Below are 20938 nucleotides of genomic sequence, written 5' to 3'. Positions count from 1 at the left end.
ACACAATAGATTTACTTTTAATACAAAACATGGAGGATATTTATGCTTTTAATGATAGATAATTATGATTCTTTTGTATTTAATTTAGTTAGATATATAGAAGAGCTAGGAGAAGAAGTTTTAATATATAGAAATGATAAGATAACAATTGAAGAAATAGAAAAATTAGATATAGATGGAATAATAATTTCTCCAGGACCAAAGACACCAATTGAAGCAGGGATATCATTAGAGATTTTACATAATTTCAAAGGAATTAAGCCTATACTTGGAATATGTTTAGGTCATCAGTGTATAGGTCATTATTTTTCTAGTAGTATAATTAAAGGAAAAGAGCCTGTACACGGTAAAATAAGTTATATTAATCATTCAAATAAAGACATATTTAAAGATGTAAAAAATCCATTAAGGGTAACAAGATATCATTCACTTATAATAGATGATAAAAATCTTAGCAATGCTTTAGAAGTAACTAGCTATACTGAAGATGATGTAGTTATGGGAGTAAAACATAAAAAATATCCTATCTTTGGAGTTCAATTTCATCCTGAAGCTGAAATGACAGAAGATGGACATAAAATAATAAAGAATTTTATTGAAATATCAAAGAACTTTAAGGAGGATATGAATGGTTAAAGTAAGAGAAGTTAAAATAAATTATAATCCTCTTGAGGTGTATAATGTTTTCAAGGATGAAATAAATACAATATTATTAGATTCATCTAAAGAAGATAAAGTTTTATCTAAATTTTCATTTATAGGAATAAATCCATTTATGATTTTTGAATCAAAGGGACAAGAGGCATTTATTAACAAAGTAAAAGTTGAAGGTGAACCTTTTATAGTTTTAGAACGCCTTATAGAAAAATATAAATGTGATGATAATGATTATAACAATATTCCTCTTATTTCAGGAGGAATAGGATATATATCATATGATACAGGAAGAATATTGGAGAAGCTTCCAGATACAAGTGATGAAGATTTTAATATAAGCGATATGAAGTTTATTTTTTATAGGAATATAATAGTTTTTGATTTAGAAAATAACAAACAATACATAACATCAATAACTGATTATGGTTATAATGAGGAGTTAGATTACTTAGAAGAAAAGATAAGTTTGGCAACTATAATAAAAGAGAAAAATTTTGAATCAGTAAATAGTAATTTTAAATCTAACTTTGAAAAAGAAGATTACAAAAATGCAATTACTAAATTAAAAAACTATATTGTAAGTGGTGATGTTTATATTGCTAATATGACTCAAAGGTTTTATACAGAAAATCAAGAAGAGTCTTTTGAAATATATAAGAAGCTAAGAACTATAAATAAGGCACCTTTTTCTGCTTATATGAATTTTGAAGATTTTCAAGTGATAAGTTCTTCACCTGAAAGATTTATAGAAATAAATAAAGGGAAAGTAGTTACAAGACCAATAAAAGGGACAAGACCTAGAGGAGAAAATGAAGAAGAAGATATAAAAAATAGTTTAGAGCTTATAAATAGTGAAAAAGATAGAGCTGAGCTATTAATGGTGGTAGACCTTGAAAGAAATGATTTAAGTAAGGTATGCAAACCTCACTCAGTAAAAGTAACTGAACTGTTTAAACTTGAAAAATATGCAACAGTATTCCATTTAGTTTCAACTGTAGAGGGAATATTAAAGGATGATGTATCTGCAGTAAAGTGTATAAGAGAATGTTTCCCTGGAGGATCTATAACAGGAACCCCTAAAATTAGAGCTATGGAAATAATAGAAGAATTAGAAGGTTTAAAAAGAAACCTTTATACAGGCTCCATAGGCTATTTTGATTTTAGGGGAAATGCAGATTTTAATATAGCTATAAGAACAATTATTAAAAAAGAAAATAAAGCTTACTTTGGAGTTGGTGGTGGGATAACTTATGACTCTATAGAAGAAGATGAGTATAATGAAACACTAGATAAAGCAAGAGCTTTAATGAGGGTATTATAATGAGAAATGTAATAGTAGGAAAAGATAAGATAACTATAGATAGTGGATATTTTTTTGCAAGAGGTGTATTTGAAACTATACTAGTAAAAGATAAGCCAATATTTTTAGAGGAACATATAAATAGGCTTAATAATGGTATTAATATGCTACAAATTGGAGAATTAGTTGAAGTAGAAGATATTAATAATATAATAAAGGATTTTAATATAAAAAATTGTGTTTTAAAGATAGTTGTGACTGAAAAAAATATGGTATTAGAAACTAGAGAACTAGTATATAAAAGTGGAGATTATTTAATAGGATTTTCATTAAAGGTAGCTGGAACATTAAAAAATTCTACATCGAAATTAACATATATAAAATCTATGAATTATTTAGAAAATCTTTTAGAACGAGAAGAGGCTTTAAAAGAAGGATATAATGAGGTTATATTTTTAAATGAAAAAGGATATGTATGTGAAGGCAGTTTATCTAACATATTTATTGTGAAAGATGGCATAATATTGACTCCAGAAGTTAAAAGTGGATTACTTCCAGGAGTAGTTAGAGATTATGTAATTAAAAATTTTCAAGTAGTAGAAAAAGAAATAAACTTAGATGAAGTGATGAATGCTGATGAAATATTTATAACAAATAGTTTATTAGGTATAATGGGTGTAAGTAAATTTGAAAATAGAATTTTGACAGAAAATAAAATCACAATTAAGATTAGAGAAGAGTATGAATCAAAAATTGAAAATAGGAGGGGCGTTTAATGATAGATAGAGAAAAGATATTAGAAGGAGTAAAGTTAATATTAGAAGGTATTGGAGAAGATCCCAATAGAGAAGGGCTTTTAGATACTCCAGATAGAATAGCTAGAATGTATGAAGAAATTTTTTCAGGAATAGGAAAAGAAGCAGAAGATGAATTGTCCAAAACTTTTACTGTTGAAGGTAATGATTTAGTACTTGAAAAAGATATAACATTTTATTCAATGTGTGAGCATCATCTTGTACCTTTTTATGGTAAAGCTCATATTGCATATATACCAAAAGGAAGGGTTGCAGGACTTTCAAAACTTGCAAGATGCGTAGAAGTTTATGCGAAAAAACCACAATTACAAGAAAGATTAACAACAGAAGTTGCTGATGCAATAATGAAATATTTAAATGCAGAAGGTGTTATGGTAGTAATTGAAGGTGAACATATGTGCATGACTATGAGAGGTGTGAAAAAGCCAGGGACAAAAACTGTTACTACAACATATAGAGGATGTTTTAAAGAAGATTACGAATTAAGAAAAGAAGTAATGAGTTTATTAAAATAGGAGGTAGATTTTTGGAAAATGTTAATAAAATTCTAAATAATCCTAAATATAAAAACTTATTAAATGAATTAAATGAATTAGAAATAAATAGAGAATTTTGTAATCATACTCTTGAACATTTTTTAGATGTTGCAAGAATTGCTTATATAACTGTTCTAGAAAAAGGATTAAGATATAATAAAGAAGTAATATACTCAATAGCATTATTACATGATATAGGAAGAGTCTTACAATATAATGAAGGAATAGATCATCATAAGGGAAGTGCTATAATAGCAGCAGAAATATTGGAAGATACAAATTTTTCTGATGCAGATAAAACATTAATTATTAAATGCATAAAAGAGCATAGAAAGGAAAGTGATGATGAGCTTTCAAAAATAATATATAAAAGCGATAAGCTTTCAAGAAATTGTTTTAATTGTAAATCTTATAATGATTGCTATTGGGATGAAAATAAGAAAAATAAAATTATAATATTATAAAACCATAAGCTAAAGGGGAGAGAAATATGAAGATAGGAAATAAAATAGTAAATTTAGATGAAAGAACTTATATAATGGGAATATTAAATGTAACTCCAGATTCTTTTTCTGATGGTGGCAAATATAATGAAACTCACGAAGCTGTAAAAAGAGCAAAGCAAATGGTAGAAGAAGGTGCCGATATAATAGATATAGGTGGAGAATCAACAAGACCAGGAGCAGAATATGTGTCTGAAGAAGAAGAAATAAAAAGAGTTGTTCCAATAATTAAAGCTATAAAAAGTGAGTTAGATGTTTTAATATCAATAGATACTTATAAAAGTAAAACTGCTGAAGAAGCTATAAAAGCAGGAGCTGATATTATAAATGATGTATGGGGATTTAAAAAAGATGAAAATATAGCTAAAGTAGCAGCAGAATATAATGTTCCATGTATATTAATGCATAATAGAGAAGATAAACCTTATACAAATTTAATGAAGAATGTATTGGAAGATTTAATAGAAAGTATAAATGTAGCTTTAGATGCTGGAGTAAAAAGAGAAAATATTATTTTAGATCCAGGTATAGGATTTGCTAAGAATTACGAAGAAAATTTAATTGTAATGAATAATTTGGAGCAAATCGTAAATATAGGATTCCCTGTTTTACTTGCAACTTCAAGAAAATCAATGATTGGACTAGCGTTAGAATTACCAGTAGATGAGAGAGTAGAAGGAACGATAGCAACTACTGTAATGGGGATAATGAAAGGATGCAAAATGGTTAGAGTACATGATGTACTTGAAAATAAAAGAGCTTGCATTATGACTGATAAAATATTAAAAATGAAATAGAGGGTAGGCTATGGATAAGTTATATTTAAAAGATGTGGAGATATTTGCAAATCATGGTGTGTTTAATGAAGAAAAATCTCTTGGACAAAAATTTATATTATCTTTAGAATTAGATGTAGATTTAAGTTTAGCATCTAAAAGTGGAGATTTAACAAAGTCTGTTCATTATGGAGAGCTTTGTCATAATATAGAAAAAGAGTTTCAAAAAGAAAGTTATGATTTAATAGAAACTGCCGCAGAAAAGATAGCAGAATATGTGTTATATAATTATGATTTAGTTAAAAATATAAAAGTATTATTAAAAAAGCCATGGGCACCAATAGGAAGACATTTAGATACAGCAGCTGTGGAAATAAATAGAGGATGGCATAAAGCTTATATTGCATTAGGTAGCAATATTGGAGAAAAAGAAGAAAACATAAATATTGCTATAGAAAAAATTAAAAGCAATAAACAAATAAAGATGATAAAAAAGTCAACTATAATAGAAACAGAACCTTGGGGATATGAAAATCAAGATAGCTTCAAAAATGCTGTAATAGAAGTAAATACTATATTAAACCCAAGAGAATTGATGGCTTTACTTTTAGACATTGAAAAGGATATGAAAAGAGAAAGAATATTTAGATGGGGACCAAGAGTAATAGATTTAGATATTATTTTTTACGATGATTTAGTAACAAGTGATGATTTTGTAACAATACCACATCCTAGGATGGAGGAAAGAGAATTCGTATTAGCTCCATTAAATGAAATAGCTCCTAACATGATACATCCTTTAAATAAAAAAAGAGTGTTTAGAATATTAGAAGAAATAAAAAAATAAAATAGTAGATAAAATTATAATTAAAATAATTTTATGATAAAAAATAAGTTAGATTAAAATGAGACAGTAGATAGACTTTGGTAAAAACAAGAGTGTATCTACTGTCTTTAAAACTATCCTTCAAATCCACTTGAGACTTTCTTTATATACTCACAAAATTTATATAAATTATAATAATCAGAGACACCTTCCATAGAAATAATATCTTCCTCATAAACTCCATCCCAAGGATGAATTGATATTAATTTATCATTATATGCATTGATTATATATTTTGCATTTGAAAACTCTATAATTAATTTATATTCAGGAGTAAGCTCTTTTTCTATTTCAGATCCATAGTTTTCATTGTTTAAGGATTCTATAAATTCAGGTAAAATACTGTGTTCATCCTCATTAACACTATAATACTTATATACATTTAAATCGAAAATCTTAATGGTATATGACTCTTTATTATTTAGTTTTTCTTGAATTTCATTCGTATAGTAATTATTACTAGGTTTAGATTTTGGTCTTATGTATTGTGACTTATTAAAATTGCAACCAGTAAATAAAAATATAATTAATACAGAACTAAAAGCAAAAAAATATTTCTTCACGATGTACCTCCTCAAATAATAAGCTATATATAAACTTATTCTTATGAAAAAGACTTTAGAACATTTTCAAATAAAAGAGAATAGAATAAACTAATAACAATTTTCCTTGGAGGCAGGGTGAAGTACGGAATAGATATAAATAATACTAGAATTTTAAATGCCATTTCACAAGGATTAAAGGAAACAGGAAATTTTGTTGTAGATTTATCTAAAAATCAAAATAAAAATATGGGGAAAAACTTATTAGAAAAAGTTCTTATTGCGAATATAACTAATATAGATTTTTATGTTGGAATAGAATTTAAAAAGGATATTTCAATATGTGAAATATTCTATGATAGAAATTCAAAAGTTTGCTGTGAAATGGTAGAAAATCTTTTGAAGGATAACCTAAAAAAAACGATTTGTGAAAAAGGTGAGCATCTTTACTTGCTAAAAAATATAAATGCACCTGGGTTATATATAAGGGTACCACTAGAAAATGAAGAGATAATGGAAAAATTAAATATAGAAGGAATAGTTAATATATTAGCTAATTTTAATTTATAATGTGTGATAGTAAAAATAATAGTCTGAATATGGTATGAAATTGCTTGGAAAATATAATTTCATATCATATTTTTATGAAATTATATAAAGAGATTTTAGTAATAAAAATATAGTTTTTGTAGTAGAAATAAGTATTAGTAATAATAGGGAGAGTATGATGCAGATAATAGCTACTATAGGACCAAAATCTACAGATAAATGGATTATTAAAGAACTTATAGAAAATGGAGTAGACATATTAAGGTTGAATTGTTCTCATTTTAATAAAGAAGAATTTGAATATGTAATAAAGTTTTCTAAGGAGATAAAAAGAGATGTACATATACTGGTTGATTTATGTGGGAAAAAAATAAGGGTATCTAAAGAGTTAAAATATATATATAAGATTTATAATGGACAAGAAGTATATTTTTGTGGAGAAGATTTCTATAGTAGTATAGATACTTCAAAACTTAAAGAAATGAAGCTTATTCCTTTAACAATAGGTACTGAAGAAATAATAAAAAGTGATATAAAAGCTATCTCTATGAAGGATAATACTATGAATTTTGAAATTATAGAAATAGATAAGGGTGTAATAAAGACTAAGGTTCTTAGAGGTGGAATTATACGAGGTGGAAAGGGATGTAATTTATCTAATATATATGATGATAAAGCTTTTTTAAGTGAAAAAGATAAAGAAAATATATTATGGGCGTTAGCTAATGACGTAGATATAATTTGTCAATCTTTCGTTGAAAGAAAAGAAGATATAAATATAATAAATAAATTAATAAAAGAAAAGTATCCAAATAATAAGTGCAAGCTATGGGCTAAAGTAGAAACACCTACTGGTATAAATAATATTAAAGAAATTTTAGAATTAACAGATTCTATTATTATAGGTAGGGGAGATTTAGTACCTGAGTCAGGTATATTAAATGCTGTGAACCTTCAAGAGCAAGCTATTAAAACTATAAAGGAAAATGATAAAAAGGTGATTGTAGCTACACATATATTAAATAGCATGAAGAACGGACATCCTGCAACTTTACCAGAAATTGAAAGCATTTATAAATTTATTAAATGTGGTATTAATGGATTTTTATTAGCAGGAGAAACTTCTATAGGAAAAGCACCTATTCAAACTGTTAAGTTCTTAAAAAATGCAATAGAGTACTATAACATAGGTGGTAAAAATGAGTAAGAAGATAGAAAATATCATTTATTCAGTATTATGGGTACTTTTAGGAGTTGCAATGATTTTATTATTTTTATATGTATATAAATGTGTTTACTAATATATATTTTAAAGTATCATATTAATATTTAATATGATACTAGTTTTAATTATATAGATTATTAATTGAAACATATATTTAAAATAAAAATCTTTGAAGTAATATTCAAAGATTTTTATATTTCTTGCTGTTAGTTTGTAAGTGTTATATGTGACGTTACTTTGACTTAAAGCAAAGGATGGAATAGATGAAATTATATTATATTTTTTTTATTATAAAATATTCATAAATTTAAAAGTATTTCGATAAATATAAAGAATCAGATTTAATTTTAATGTATAATTGATTTAAAATGATATAAAAGGTGGGAAGAAAATGTACAATATATTACATATAGAACAAAGTGGTTTTTTCTCTAAATTATTAGAAAAAATTGTTAAAGAAAAGGGACATAAGTATATTAATGTAAGGGATTTTAATGAGGCAAGAGACGTTTTAAATTCACAAAACGTTAGTCTTATAATATCATCATTATATGCTAATGGTGGAGATATTGAAGAATTTGTAGAAGCAATAAACAAAAGATTTGATATTCCTATCTTTGTAGTAACTAGTGAAGATATGGATGATAAAAGAAAAGATTTGGTTAATCTTGGAATAAGTGAGTATATACTAAAGAAAGATTTAGAAGAAGAAGTTAGAAATTATTTAGATAGTATATTTAGAACTGATGAGTATATGAGAGATCTTCAAGAAGCTAATATAGCAATAGTCGAAGATAATGAATTTTTTATAGAGTTAGAAAAAGAAATATTAAGAAGTAGAAGAATATATAACGTAGATTACTATAAAGATGGAAAATCTTTAATAGATAGTGGGAAAAAGTATGATATATATTTAATAGATATTATTTTGAAAAATGAATTTGGTAAGGATATAATTAGAAAAATAAGAAGAAGTAATATTGACTCATCAATAATAGCTGTAACTGCGTTAGATAATAATAAAGCATTATCTAAAATTTTAGATTGTGGAGCAGATGATTTTATAACTAAACCAATAGATGAGGAGTTATTTATAGCGAAGCTAAAGTCTAATGTTAGGATATATAGTCTTCAAAAAAAGCTAGACAAATTTATTAAAAATTAATATTCTTAAGGGAAAAGAAATATTTTCTTATAGTTTTTGTAACAGTACTGACATAAAAACATAGTAATATATGTATATAGTTGTTAGCGCAGCTTAGCAATTAATAATTTATCCCCTTAATAAAAAAAATGATATCCGTGGTGGGATATCATTTTTTTTATTATATCATTCTCTACAAAAGCTTTCACAATTAGTTTGGCTATATAATTTAGCATCATTTCCGGAAACATTTATAGAGTTTAATGAACATAATTGATTTTCATTATATTTACAACTATTAACTTTGCATACTAAACAACTACAAGGATCTCCTTCATCGTAAACATTATTAGTTAAATTCCCATAGGTATATCTATCTAAGAATGATCCACAACATGTATCAGATTCAATATCTGAATTTTTCCCAACAACGTTTATACGGTTAGCAAAACAAATATTTTCTTTGTTATGAGAACAATTATTTGCGCTACAATAAATTTTTTGCATTGAAATCTCTCCTTCTTAACAAATAATTAATTAAAATATCTATCTAATAAGCCTTTGAATGCACATCCATGTCTAGCTTCATCTTTACACATTTCATGAACTGTATCATGAATAGCATCAAGGTTTTGTTGCTTAGCTAAATCAGCAAGCTTCTTTTTGCCATCGCAAGCACCATATTCAGCTTCAACTCTAGCTTGCAAATTTGCTTTTGTATCAGCAACAACAACTTCACCTAAAATTTCTGCAAACTTGGAAGCATGTTCAGCTTCTTCATAAGCAATTCTTTTATATGCTTCGGCAACTTCTGGATATCCTTCACGATCTGCTTGGCGTGACATAGCTAAGTACATTCCAACTTCAGTACATTCACCTGTAAAGTTAGCTCTCAATGCTTCTAAAATTTCAGGATCAAGATTACTTACAGTACCAATTTTATGTTGATCTGCCCAGTTCATTTCATCAGTGATCTCCTGGAATTTTTCAGGACCTACCTTACAGACAGGACAAAATTCTGGTGGTGTATTTCCTTCATGGATATAGCCACAAACAGTACAAACAAACTTTTTCATTTAGAATCCTCCTTAAAATAAATTTAGATAATAATCTAAAATGTAATACTAGTATTTACTAAATGTCATAAAAAATACATAATTAATAAAAAAGTACTATTTTAAAATCATAAATTATAGAATGTGTTAATATTGAATTAAAGTAAATTAGAATACTTAATAATAAATGTATGATAAACTTTAGGGGAGGGCGGGGATAAGTAAAGCTTGTTTAACAATAATAAAAATAGAAATTATAGTTAATAAATGAAAAAGTTATACTAAGTATTAAATAATAAAACTCAGTATAACTTACTATTTATTTAAAATAACTCATAAATATCAGATAATTCTCTTATAATTTTTTCGTCATCTATGAAGTATTTAAAATCACTATTTTCTAAAGTTTTCTTCTCAGGAAGGGTTGGTAAATTAATTATAAATTCAGTGCCATTAGTATATTCATCATTAACAATAATAAATCCTCCATGCATCTCAACTAGTCCTTTTGTTATTGATAAACCAATACCACTCCCTTCAGTTTTTCTAGATAGAGTATCATCTACTTTAAAAAACTTATCAAAGATAAGGGTTTTTAAATTACTTGGTATTCCTATACCATCATCTCTTACAATTATTTTAGTGAAATTTTTATTAGCATCAATTTTAACTAAAATATTACCATTAGGATTGGTAAATTTTATTGCATTAGATAGAAGATTTAGCAATATTTTTTCTAATGCATAAGTATCTAAATTCATATATAATTTTTCAACGTTTGTATCAAAAGTGACATTAAGTTTCTTATATCTTGTATAGGGAATTATAGATAAGGTTAAGTCTTCGATAAAGGATACTACATCGAGATGTACAAGATTTAATTTAGCTGATCCAGAATCAATTTTAGTTATATCTATTAAATTATTTATTAGTTTCAACATCCTTAAGCAATTTTGTCTTACACTCTTTTCATATTTAAAAAAACATTCTTTTAGTGAATCAGGATCTCTATCTTTTAATGAACTTATAAGCTGAACAGAAGAATAAATTATATTAATAGGAGTTCTAAGTTCATGACTGAGATTAGAGAAGAAATCGTTCTTAATTGAATCATAGTATTTTAGATTTTCATAATCATCAAATAATTGAATATAAAGATCAGATTTTTTATTTCTAGTATAACTTTCAAGAGTTTCTGTTGAAGCTTTAAGATAACTAAGAGCTTCTTTATAATTTTCAAGAGCTTCAAAATCCTTATAAATTAATTTATATGAACATATTGTATTCTCATTTTTATATTTCTCAGAATAAAGTAATGATTTTTTATGATGGAATAATGCATTATCATAGTCATTTAATTTAAAAAATAAATTTCCATACGTTATTTCTAGCCAATAATCAAAATCCATAAATTTAAACTTTGAAATATTACTTTTATATATATAGTATGCATTGTCCAAGTAGTAAAATAAGCCACTTAATGATGAATCGATTATAGATTCATAGGTTTGAGATATCTTACATTGGACTAGTAGTATATTATACTTTATAAGATAAATATCAATATAATAAAGATCTAATTTATAAATACTTTTTTCAATAATATTTAATAATTTAGTTATCTCAGCTGAATTTGCATTAGATTTAATATATATTTTTACTAACTTAATATAGATATCAATTTTAATATTAATAGGCAATAAATGCTCATAATCTTTTAAGATACTTTTGTATAAATTTTTACTATATTTAAATTTATATAATTGCATATTAACTGAACCTATATGATACTTTGCTAAAATTTGTATTTCATTTTGGCCATTAATTTTTGCTATGTATAAAGCTTTACTTAAAAGCTTTATTGATATATTATTTAAATTTAGATATTTATAATATATAATTCCAAGTATTAAATATGCTTGAGATGCATATTTATATTCATGTTTTGCTAAAATTTTAAATGAACTATCAATATTATTATATAAGTAAATATCAAATTTATAAATTTTTAAGTTTACGACAGAAGTATTTATATAAAGAAAAAGTAAAAGTTCAAATTGATTATTATCTTCTAAAAATGATTTGCTTAAATTAAAATATTTCTTTTGTAAATTTATGTTATTTATTTTTAAATTAATAAGGGACAAAGAAATATATAAGACACCTATAATAAATAAATCTTTTATAAATTCTTTACTTTTAATCAATTCATTAAATATATTTATGGCATAGAAATATTCTTCTAATTTCTCATTACAAAGTCCAATTATAAGTTTTATTATAAACTGTTCATTTTTATCGATTTTATCATTAATCAATCTATTTTCCATATCCTCAATTAAATCTTTAAGATAATTTCTATTTATAAAGATATTTGGGGTAAAAAGTAAATTGTTTATTATATCTATATAAAAATTATTAGAGTTACGTATTATTTCTTTGTTGATAATTTCCATTAATATAACCTCCATAAAATGACGAATATATAAGATATTTTACCATATATACAATTTTTTGTATAATATTTACTAAAAAAATGATGAAAAAGTTATTATTTTGAAAGAAATTGATATTATTTAGTTTATGGACTTAGCATTAATATAGAGTTGTATAATATTTTACTTATATAATTAATATAAAAGCAGTTTAATTATATAAGTAAATATTAATGATAAAGTAGTATTATGAATAGTATTAATTTGTATTTTTATCTATATTTTGCTAGAATATAGATAAAAACACTTTAATATAAAATGGAGGATTAATATGAAGTTTATTAGACGAATATTTAAAATAGTCAATGATAATTTTAAAATAAAATTAGGAATATGCATAGGATTAATAATGATTTTAATAATTGTGATTACAAGTGGAATTATTTATTCAAATAAAATAAATAACGAAAAATTATCTTTGAAAATGTTTTCTACAAAGAAAATTGAAAAAAATGAACAAGAGAAAAATGTCAAGGATAATAATTTAGAAGTTAAAAAAGGGGAAAAGTTAGAATCTTTAAAAATTAAAATAAAAGAACTAGATAACAACATTAATGTAGATGAATTAAAAGGGGATTTAGATAAAGATTTACTATATTATGAGAGCTTATATAATGAGTTGTTAAAAAAGAAAGAAGAGGAAAAAGCTGAAGAAAATTCGATTAATACTACAATTGAAGAATCAAATATTCAATTTGATAATACATACGAACAAGGTCAAAGTCCCAATTTAAATTCAAGACCAGAAGATAAACCTATTGTTAATCCAGAAGATAAACCAGTTGAAGTACCAGTTGAAAAGCCTATTGAGAATCCAGAGGACAAACCTGAAGTAAATCCAACGCCTGATAAAGAGGAGAAGCCTACCGATACTCCAGAAGATAAACCTAATGATGCTCCGGAAGACAAGCCTACGCAAAATCCAAATATAAATGATGAACAAAATCCTGAGAATAATCAAGAAAATATCTAGGGTCAATTATATTAAAGTTTGTGTTAAAAGGTAGAGATTTAATTTCTATTTATATTTTTAAATACAAGAAAATATATATTTGTAATATGCAATAAAAGATGATGCAATATAGTTATATATTCATATTATAAAGAAAGTGTTAATTATAATATGGAGGATGTTGCTATGAAAAGAATAATATATAGTGTTTTATCTAATATGTTATCTCGTAGTGAAAATGTGAAGAATACAAAAGCTGAATTATCTTCATCAAAAGAATTTCCATATAAAATAGAGGTTATAGCAGAAAACTTATTTGTTCCTTGGGCTATAGACATAAGTAATGAAGGTAAAATATATTTTACAGAAAGATCAGGTACAGTTAAGGTAATTGAAAATGGTAAACTTAAGGAAGAACCATTAATTATGTTTACTTCACCTTTTATCAGTAGAGGGGAAGGTGGCTTGATGGGAATTGCACTAGATCCAAATCATTTGGAGAATAATTATATTTATGTAATGCATTCATATTTAGAAGAAAATAAAATTTATAATCGAGTAGTTAGGTTAATTGAAAGAAATAATAAAGCATTTATTGATAAAATTATTCTAGATAGAATTCCAGGTGGAGAAATTCATAATGGGGGACGTATAAAGATAGGCGAAGATAATAAGTTATATATAACAACAGGAGATGCAGGAAACCCCAATTTAGCACAGGATGTTAGAAGTTTAGCAGGAAAGATATTAAGGATAGAGTTAGATGGAAGTATTCCTGGGGATAATCCAATTAAAAATTCACCAATTTATAGTTTAGGGCATAGGAATCCACAAGGGTTAGCATGGAATTCAAATAATGTGTTATATGAATCAGAGCATGGACAAACAGCACATGATGAGATAAATATTATAAAACCTGGAGCTAATTATGGGTGGCCTTTAGTTCAGGGGGATGAAATTTCTAATGAAATAAAAGCACAATTGCCATTGATTCAAAGTGGAAATATTACATGGGCACCATCAGGAATGACTTTTATAAATAAAGGCCCATGGTTAGGGAAATTACTAGTGGCTAATTTACGTGGAGAACAGTTAATTGTAATATCATTAGATTCAAATGGGACAGCTGTAAATAACATAGACTTATTATTTAAAAATAAATACGGACGATTACGTGAGGTTGTTCAGAGTAAAGATGGATCTATTTATATTACAACAAGTAATAGGGATGGAAGAGGAAGTATTAATACTTCGGATGATAAAATTATAAGATTAATTCCTAGTTAAGTTAGAAAGAACAATTGAATTTCGAACAATAAATTATACATTTTAAATTAAGGGGCGTTTTTATATAGCCCCTTTAGTATTATAAAATAAATATACAATGTTAAAAAATATAAATAATAAATATTTACTGATGTAATATCGATATTATATAATTCAATTAATTAAGAAAACACATTACATATTTACAATATATAGTGATAATTTTACTAAGAGAGGTTAAGATGGGTAGTTTGTTAGAAGACTTTAAAATTGGGCTTGTACTTTCTGGAGGCGGAGCTAAGGGATCTTATGAAGCAGGAGTTTTTAAAACATTATGGGAGTTGAAATTGGTAGATAATGTAAAAGTTATATCAGGAACTTCTGTAGGATCTGTGAATGCTTTGTTATTTGCTATGAATGATAGAAAAATTATAAAAGATAGTTGGAGTAGTATAACATATTCTAGATTTATAAGGTTACAAGAAAGAACTAGGAGTATAAAAATACCGGAACTTATAAAGACTATTACTCATGGTAATTATGAGAAGAGTATAATAGAGCAAATAAAAAACAATGATATAGGACTTTTATCACAAATAGGTATAGAAAATTTTATAAAGGAGTATGTAAATATAGAAACTATAAATATGCACAATAGAGATATCTATGCATGTGCATATAATATAGATAAAGAAAGTCCAGAATACTTCAAGTTAAATGAATATAGTAATGAAGAAATATTGAATATAGTTTTAGCATCTTGTGCTATACCAATAATCTTTAGTCCTATAAAAATAGAAAATAATAGATATGCAGATGGAGGAATTAAGTCACCAGAGTACTCTAAAAATAATATTGATAATATTCCAATAGCACCATTAAAGAACTATGATTGTGATTTAATAATTGTTGTAGGCTTATCAAATAAGGATAGGTTAAACAAAGAAGGATTCGATAAAAATAAAATCATAGAAATATATCCATCTAAAAAGATAGAATTAGTTAATGGAGCTGGAAGCGTAATGATGAACAAAAGTAAGTTAATTGACAATATTGAATTAGGTTATAGAGATTCTATGATAAAATTAGCTCCTTTAATTATTAACATTATTAAGGATAAGTATAATAGAGAAAAAGAATAACAACTTTTGATAATAGATTGATAAAAGGGATTCTAGAAAGAGTCCCTTTTTTGTGCATAATAATATAGTCAATAAACAATTTTAAAAATATTTATTTGTTTATGAAGAAAGCTTATATAGTAGCCCCCAATTATTTAAAAAATAAGATAATTAAATTAAATAGGAAGTTTTATTGCATATTTATATAGTATAGAGTAGCTACTAAAAATTATATTAAAGTAACTACGAGGAGGGGGATATAAAGTGTATTGTGTAATACAAGAAATAAAACTTAAAAAAGAAAATACTTATGGAGAATACAAAGAACTTGAGGCATATTATACATCATCAGTTAAATATGGTGTTAATTGTGGATATTATGGGTATGAATATACAGGGGGTAGATTTAAAAGATCTATAAAGAAGGCTTATAAAATAAGTATTCATAAGAGTTATAGGGAAAATGGTAAGGTTAAAAAGAAACAATGGAGTTTAGGTACAATTGAATATTATGAAATTGCTACTAATTCTGATACATGGATAGGTGATTATTGCAATTTAAATAATAAATGTGAATCAATCGGGATAACAGAAGAACAGCTTTGTAAAATGATATATAAAAAACTTAATCCGTTAGTTGAAGGAATAGAGGAAGAACATAAGAAAACAAATGAATATAAAACTCACAAAAAACACGAAAAAATAATTAATAAATATTTAAAAGATAAAGAAAGATTTCAGAAAATATATGGTATTAACTCTTATGATAAATGTTATGATGTTTTTGGTGTACTTAGAAATAAGGAAATGCTAGAACAAATAAAAAGACAATATGAATCAGATAAAGAACAACAACGTAGTTACTATGAAGATTTTAAAAGTAACTACAAAAGTTATAATTCTGATAGTAGTTACCATAAAAGTAAATATAGTAACTACAATGAAGCGGATAGGGACAAGTATAAGAAAATATATAAAACTTTAGCAAAGGTATATCATCCCGATATAGCAAAAGATGATGGAGAAATGATGAAAATAGTTAATAAGCTTAAAGTGGAGTGGGGGATATAGTAGTTACTTAATTATATTTATGTAGTAACCATATTTATACAATTTGGTATAGATAATTTCTAAATTTGTTTTATGATGAATTAAATATAAAAAATAAAGCACTTAAATCTTGAGTTACAAGAGTTTAAGTGCTTATTGGTGCCGGCAGAGGGATTTGTCCTGATATATATTTCATATGCCTTCTTAACACTTGGATTATACGCTAATACAAGTATTTGTAAGGCTTTAGAGTAGTTATATATATTTATAATTATTTATAAAGAACTCATTCCGTTGCACCCTAGTTGCACCCTAAATTATATCATCTAGTATATTTATAGCTTTTTCTTTCTGCTCTTTCATAACGTGAGTGTAGATATTCATTGTTGTATTAATATCTTTATGACCCAATAATGCCTGAACAGTTTTAACAGGAACATCTTTTTCAAATAATCTAGTTGCAAAAGTATGTCTAAGACTATGAAATTTTATAGGATTAATTTTAAGTTCTTTCAATATAGCTCTAAAATGCCTATTGGGTTTATTTTTATCTATAGTATTTCCTATTTTGTCTGTAAAGACATAATCACTTTCTATGTAGATAGAGTTATCTATATATAGTTTATTTAATTTTTGCTTTTTCTCTTGATCCTTAAGACATTTATATACGCTTTCACTTATAGGAATTTCTCTTATAGATGATTTAGTTTTAGGAGTTTGCTCTATATATTCACTTCGTCTGGTTCCATCTGCATCTATAAATGTAACCTTCTTTAAAGACCTTGTGATTTTAATAGCTCTATCTTTAAAATTTATATCTTTCCATTTTAATCCCATTATTTCTCCTTGTCTCATACCAGTTCCTAGAGCTAAAATGAAAAAATTCTTCAATTCAACATCTGCAGTATTTATATAATTAACAAACCGTTTCTGCTCATCTATGGATAAAACATTTATGGTTTCATTTTCGTCAGCCTTTGGCAACCTCACATTTACCGTGTAATTTTTACTGATATATCCTTGTCTAACTGCTTCATTTATACAAGTTGATACATATCTATTTATACTTTTAACAGTACTTACAGGTTTAGTTTTTAATAGTGCAGTATAATACTTTTGAAAATCTATTGTCCTTAAATCAATCAACTTCTTTTTACCTATTTGAGAATTTAAAACATAATTTGAATAGATTCCATAATATCTATCAAAAGTAGAAGGTTTCATATCATGTACTCTAAATTGAAATAAATAGTTATAAAACCATTCTTCAAAAGTTATTTTATCATCATTAGGAATATCATCAAGATTTTGTCTAGCTTTAAATTCTGCTATTTTATCGACCACTTCAATTTTGGTATTTCCATAGAAAACTTTTCTTTTTAGTTTACCATTTTCATCATATCCTATTGATATAGTTCCTTTCCATACCATTTTCCCATTCTTCTCTATTTTACTTATACTTCCTTCTCCATTCCCTTTCTTTGTCGACTTTTTCATTTGATCCATCTCCTTTTATATATATTAACTTTCCATCTATTGTGATAGATTTAATTTTACTTAGAATGACCATAATAATCCCCCTTTAAAATATCGGTATACCGTAAAAGAACATATGTTCTCTTAAAATGTAAAAAATATGGAAAATACCAACAATGTTAATATTTTCCTAGGTAACTTTTGAAAGTTACTTTTTAAAAATTATAATAGCTTCTTTATATCGAAGCCGACACTATCAAGTTTTTCTAATAAATCCTTGATTTGCTTATCTGTCAAAATCAATTTGTTATCGTTAAATTCAATAACAATTTCTTGGCCTTTGTAATTTGTCTTTAAGTAAGTACTATAATCATCACTTCTCATTAGTAAAAAATCAGAGTTTACATTTAAATAATCAGCAATTTTAGTAAGTGTTTTTAAATCAGGACTTCTTTGATCACTTAAATATGAGCTGATACTATTAGGTGCTAGATTTAAAGCGTTTGCCAACTCTTTGTTTTTAATTTCTTTTAGCTCTAAAAGGAATTTTAATCTCTTGCCAAAAGTATTTAAACTTTCAATATTCATGTTTACACCTCATTCATAACCTTAACTATATTATATACAATTTGCGATTATTTATAATTAAAGTTCACAAAAAGAGAAAAAATTTCTTTTAATGGGTTGACATATTCTCATAACGAGAATATAATTAAATCATAGTCACAGAAAGAGAGGTGAGAAAATGAGCAAAGTTTTATTCTTAAGACGTGGATATGCTATTCCACAAGAATTAGTAGCTGATAAATTAGGTATATCGAGAAAAACATTAAGAAAAAAAGAAAAAGGCGAGGGTGATTTTACTAAAAGCGAAATGATTGCGTATACTGATATACTTAAGAATTATGACCCAGAACTAACAGTAGATGAAATTTTTTTTAACTAAATATTCTCGTTACGAGATTTTAGTTAGCAAGGAGATTGCTAAATGAGATTGAGACAGATAAGAAAAGAAAAGAATATTTCATTAAAGAAGTTAAGTAACATCTCATCTATAAGTCAATCTTATTTATCTGAATTAGAAAGAGGTAAATATGAAGCAACCGAGAGTAAGATTATAAGATTAAGTCTAGCTTTAGGAACTACACCAAATGAGTTGTTAGGTTGGAATGAACTAATAGAAAGCTTAAATAATAATTTAATGAAATATTAAGTTCAAGGGGGATGGGTATGAAAAAAGTAATAAATACAAAAGAATTATCAGAAATGCTAGATATAAGCATAGATAAAGCAAGGCAATTAACAAGAGCTAAAGACTTCCCCGCAATTAAAGTAGGAAGGGAAAAGAAAATAATTTTATCTAAATTAGATGAATGGTTAGAGGATAATATAGGCAATATCTTCTAACTTTACAGAATAAAAATTAAGGAGGATGGAAAATGAATGAACTAATCAAAATTAAAACAAATGAAAATGATATTACATTAAGTGGTAGAGAACTTCATGAGTTTTTAGATATTGGAACAGAATATCCAAAATGGTTTGAAAGAATGACAGAGTATGGATTTACAAAAGGTGAAGATTATTTGGTGCATTACTATGATAAGAATTCAAGCGAAGTCAAAAATGACGACGCTGAAAAAATGTCAGCGAATCAAAGAAGTGCTAAAGGAATTATCATTAATCATGAAATCAAATTAGACATGGCAAAAGAAATAGCAATGATACAACGTAATGAAAAAGGTAAACAAGCTAGAAAATACTTCTTAGAAGTAGAAAAGGCTTGGAATAGCCCAGAAATGATAATGAAGAGAGCTTTAGAGATTGCAAATAAGAGAGTAGAGAATCTTCGATTAGAAAATACTCAACAGAAGCAAATAATAGGAGAACTTAAACCTAAAGCAGATTATACAGATATTATTCTTAAAAATAAAGGTCTTGTAACTATCACACAAATAGCTAAAGATTATGGACTTAGTGGACAAGCATTAAATGATAAACTCCATGAACTAAAAGTTCAATATAAAATAGGTGAACAATGGCTTTTATATTCTAAATATCATGCTAAAGGATATACACACTCTGAAACTATACCAATAACTCGAAAAAATGGCATGAAAGATGTGAATATGATTACTAAGTGGACACAAAAAGGAAGGTTATTCATATACGAATTATTAAAGAAAAATAATATTTTACCATTGATAGAAAGTGAGGAATTTTAATATGTCAAAGATGATAAAAACAACAGATACAGATATAAAGATAGAGGAATCAACAATTTTAGTAGTTGAAATTGGAACATTAAGCTTTGAAATAGATGAAAGATATCCTTGGATAGATGTCTATTTAACAGGTGGTGAATCTAAAGAATTTGTAACACAAATAGATGAAGAAAATATGCCAGTATTTGTAGAACATGAAGAGTTAAAGAGATATTGCTTAAATTGGTATTTTAACAATGTAGAAATAATAGCAAGTGAAGATATAGAAAGAACTGCATAAATGAATTTAATAAAGCTAGAAAGAAAGTTGAGGAGTTGAGATAGAAGTGTATGTATTAAAAATATACCTATTAACTTTACTTAAG

General features: G+C 25.9%; 25 protein-coding genes. 19 read left to right on the top strand and 6 right to left on the bottom strand.

The window, feature by feature from the left end:
* Positions 1 to 42 precede the first annotated feature (42 nt).
* Genes J2Z25_RS16565 through folK form a run of 7 tightly spaced genes read left to right on the top strand, consistent with a single transcriptional unit; the run spans position 43 to position 5434 of the window.
* On the top strand, positions 43 to 636 hold the full coding sequence (locus J2Z25_RS16565; protein ID WP_209741354.1) for an anthranilate synthase component II: 594 nt from the start codon (positions 43 to 45) through the stop codon (positions 634 to 636).
* A complete protein-coding gene (gene pabB, locus J2Z25_RS16560) occupies positions 629 to 1978 on the top strand; it encodes an aminodeoxychorismate synthase component I (RefSeq protein ID WP_209741353.1) in 1350 nt (449 codons plus the stop codon). Before J2Z25_RS16565 ends, pabB begins: the two co-directional genes overlap by 8 nt.
* The gene (locus J2Z25_RS16555; protein ID WP_209741352.1) at positions 1978 to 2733 is read left to right on the top strand and encodes an aminotransferase class IV; all 756 of its coding nucleotides are present in this window, start codon (positions 1978 to 1980) and stop codon (positions 2731 to 2733) included. Before pabB ends, J2Z25_RS16555 begins: the two co-directional genes overlap by 1 nt.
* Positions 2733 to 3287 (top strand): GTP cyclohydrolase I FolE, encoded by a 555-nt coding sequence (folE, locus tag J2Z25_RS16550; RefSeq protein ID WP_008679671.1) that lies wholly within the window; start codon positions 2733 to 2735, stop codon positions 3285 to 3287. The genes J2Z25_RS16555 and folE overlap by 1 nt, the downstream gene beginning before the upstream one ends.
* Before the next feature lie 11 nt (positions 3288 to 3298).
* Entirely contained in the window at positions 3299 to 3772 is a 474-nt protein-coding gene (locus J2Z25_RS16545) for an HD domain-containing protein (RefSeq protein WP_209741351.1), read from the top strand.
* A gap of 26 nt (positions 3773 to 3798) precedes the next feature.
* A complete protein-coding gene (gene folP / locus J2Z25_RS16540) occupies positions 3799 to 4608 on the top strand; it encodes a dihydropteroate synthase (protein ID WP_008679669.1) in 810 nt (269 codons plus the stop codon).
* Positions 4609 to 4618: 10 nt separating this feature from the next.
* Positions 4619 to 5434 carry a 2-amino-4-hydroxy-6-hydroxymethyldihydropteridine diphosphokinase gene (folK, locus tag J2Z25_RS16535; RefSeq protein WP_209741350.1) on the top strand — a complete coding sequence of 272 codons (816 nt, stop codon included), beginning with the start codon at positions 4619 to 4621 and terminating at the stop codon, positions 5432 to 5434.
* Between the two features lie 113 nt (positions 5435 to 5547).
* Here the strand turns inward: folK and J2Z25_RS16530 are convergent, their stop codons facing one another.
* Entirely contained in the window at positions 5548 to 6036 is a 489-nt protein-coding gene (locus J2Z25_RS16530; protein WP_209741349.1) for a DUF4883 family protein, read from the bottom strand.
* Between the two features lie 117 nt (positions 6037 to 6153).
* Between J2Z25_RS16530 and J2Z25_RS16525 the strand changes: the two genes are divergently transcribed.
* The 3 genes from J2Z25_RS16525 (at position 6154) to J2Z25_RS16515 (ending at position 8954) form a co-directional block, all read left to right on the top strand.
* Positions 6154 to 6585 carry a hypothetical protein gene (locus J2Z25_RS16525; RefSeq protein WP_008679666.1) on the top strand — a complete coding sequence of 144 codons (432 nt, stop codon included), beginning with the start codon at positions 6154 to 6156 and terminating at the stop codon, positions 6583 to 6585.
* 157 nt (positions 6586 to 6742) lie between these two features.
* A complete protein-coding gene (locus J2Z25_RS16520) occupies positions 6743 to 7771 on the top strand; it encodes a pyruvate kinase (protein ID WP_209741348.1) in 1029 nt (342 codons plus the stop codon).
* Positions 7772 to 8180: 409 nt separating this feature from the next.
* Positions 8181 to 8954: a response regulator gene (locus J2Z25_RS16515; protein WP_008679660.1), complete on the top strand. Its 774-nt coding sequence runs from the start codon at positions 8181 to 8183 to the stop codon at positions 8952 to 8954.
* Positions 8955 to 9119: 165 nt separating this feature from the next.
* On the opposite strand, the gene J2Z25_RS16510 is transcribed toward J2Z25_RS16515, so the two are convergent.
* From J2Z25_RS16510 to J2Z25_RS16500, 3 genes are all read right to left on the bottom strand, one after another.
* Positions 9120 to 9440: a DUF1540 domain-containing protein gene (locus tag J2Z25_RS16510; RefSeq protein WP_008679659.1), complete on the bottom strand. Its 321-nt coding sequence runs from the start codon at positions 9438 to 9440 to the stop codon at positions 9120 to 9122.
* A 26-nt stretch (positions 9441 to 9466) separates the two neighbouring features.
* Positions 9467 to 10009: an NADH peroxidase gene (locus J2Z25_RS16505; RefSeq protein WP_209741347.1), complete on the bottom strand. Its 543-nt coding sequence runs from the start codon at positions 10007 to 10009 to the stop codon at positions 9467 to 9469.
* A gap of 302 nt (positions 10010 to 10311) precedes the next feature.
* Complete coding sequence (locus tag J2Z25_RS16500) at positions 10312 to 12444, bottom strand: sensor histidine kinase (RefSeq protein WP_209741346.1); 2133 nt, start codon at positions 12442 to 12444, stop codon at positions 10312 to 10314.
* 310 nt (positions 12445 to 12754) lie between these two features.
* On the opposite strand from J2Z25_RS16500, the gene J2Z25_RS16495 reads away from it, so the two are divergent.
* The 4 genes from J2Z25_RS16495 to J2Z25_RS16480 all read left to right on the top strand — a co-directional run bounded on the left by J2Z25_RS16495 (position 12755) and on the right by J2Z25_RS16480 (position 16893).
* Positions 12755 to 13456, top strand: a complete 702-nt coding sequence (locus J2Z25_RS16495) for a hypothetical protein (protein ID WP_209741345.1) — start codon at positions 12755 to 12757, stop codon at positions 13454 to 13456.
* Between the two features lie 165 nt (positions 13457 to 13621).
* On the top strand, positions 13622 to 14722 hold the full coding sequence (locus tag J2Z25_RS16490; RefSeq protein ID WP_209741344.1) for a PQQ-dependent sugar dehydrogenase: 1101 nt from the start codon (positions 13622 to 13624) through the stop codon (positions 14720 to 14722).
* A 221-nt stretch (positions 14723 to 14943) separates the two neighbouring features.
* Positions 14944 to 15843, top strand: a complete 900-nt coding sequence (locus J2Z25_RS16485) for a patatin-like phospholipase family protein (protein ID WP_209741343.1) — start codon at positions 14944 to 14946, stop codon at positions 15841 to 15843.
* Between the two features lie 243 nt (positions 15844 to 16086).
* Entirely contained in the window at positions 16087 to 16893 is an 807-nt protein-coding gene (locus J2Z25_RS16480; protein WP_209741376.1) for a hypothetical protein, read from the top strand.
* A 291-nt stretch (positions 16894 to 17184) separates the two neighbouring features.
* Here J2Z25_RS16480 and J2Z25_RS16475 read toward each other — a convergent pair whose 3' ends face one another.
* Together J2Z25_RS16475 and J2Z25_RS16470 are read right to left on the bottom strand one after the other, a co-directional pair.
* Complete coding sequence (locus tag J2Z25_RS16475; RefSeq protein ID WP_209741342.1) at positions 17185 to 18369, bottom strand: tyrosine-type recombinase/integrase; 1185 nt, start codon at positions 18367 to 18369, stop codon at positions 17185 to 17187.
* A 201-nt stretch (positions 18370 to 18570) separates the two neighbouring features.
* Entirely contained in the window at positions 18571 to 18936 is a 366-nt protein-coding gene (locus tag J2Z25_RS16470; protein ID WP_209741341.1) for a helix-turn-helix domain-containing protein, read from the bottom strand.
* 157 nt (positions 18937 to 19093) lie between these two features.
* Here J2Z25_RS16470 and J2Z25_RS16465 point away from each other — a divergent pair, with 157 nt between their 5' ends.
* Genes J2Z25_RS16465 through J2Z25_RS16445 form a run of 5 tightly spaced genes read left to right on the top strand, consistent with a single transcriptional unit; the run spans position 19094 to position 20853 of the window.
* Entirely contained in the window at positions 19094 to 19294 is a 201-nt protein-coding gene (locus tag J2Z25_RS16465; RefSeq protein ID WP_209741340.1) for a helix-turn-helix domain-containing protein, read from the top strand.
* A gap of 42 nt (positions 19295 to 19336) precedes the next feature.
* Complete coding sequence (locus J2Z25_RS16460) at positions 19337 to 19561, top strand: helix-turn-helix domain-containing protein (protein ID WP_209741339.1); 225 nt, start codon at positions 19337 to 19339, stop codon at positions 19559 to 19561.
* A 17-nt stretch (positions 19562 to 19578) separates the two neighbouring features.
* Positions 19579 to 19755, top strand: a complete 177-nt coding sequence (locus tag J2Z25_RS16455; RefSeq protein ID WP_245173457.1) for a helix-turn-helix domain-containing protein — start codon at positions 19579 to 19581, stop codon at positions 19753 to 19755.
* Positions 19756 to 19787: 32 nt separating this feature from the next.
* Positions 19788 to 20573 carry a phage antirepressor KilAC domain-containing protein gene (locus J2Z25_RS16450; protein WP_245173455.1) on the top strand — a complete coding sequence of 262 codons (786 nt, stop codon included), beginning with the start codon at positions 19788 to 19790 and terminating at the stop codon, positions 20571 to 20573.
* A 1-nt stretch (position 20574) separates the two neighbouring features.
* Complete coding sequence (locus J2Z25_RS16445; RefSeq protein ID WP_245173449.1) at positions 20575 to 20853, top strand: hypothetical protein; 279 nt, start codon at positions 20575 to 20577, stop codon at positions 20851 to 20853.
* The last annotated feature ends 85 nt before the right edge of the window (positions 20854 to 20938 follow it).

Origin of the sequence: Clostridium tertium (genome assembly GCF_017873245.1) — a bacterium.
GTDB classification, from domain to species: Bacteria; Bacillota; Clostridia; order Clostridiales; family Clostridiaceae; genus Clostridium; species Clostridium tertium.
Note: the sequence above shows the minus strand (reverse complement) of the source record. Positions and strands in the feature narration are given on the sequence as shown.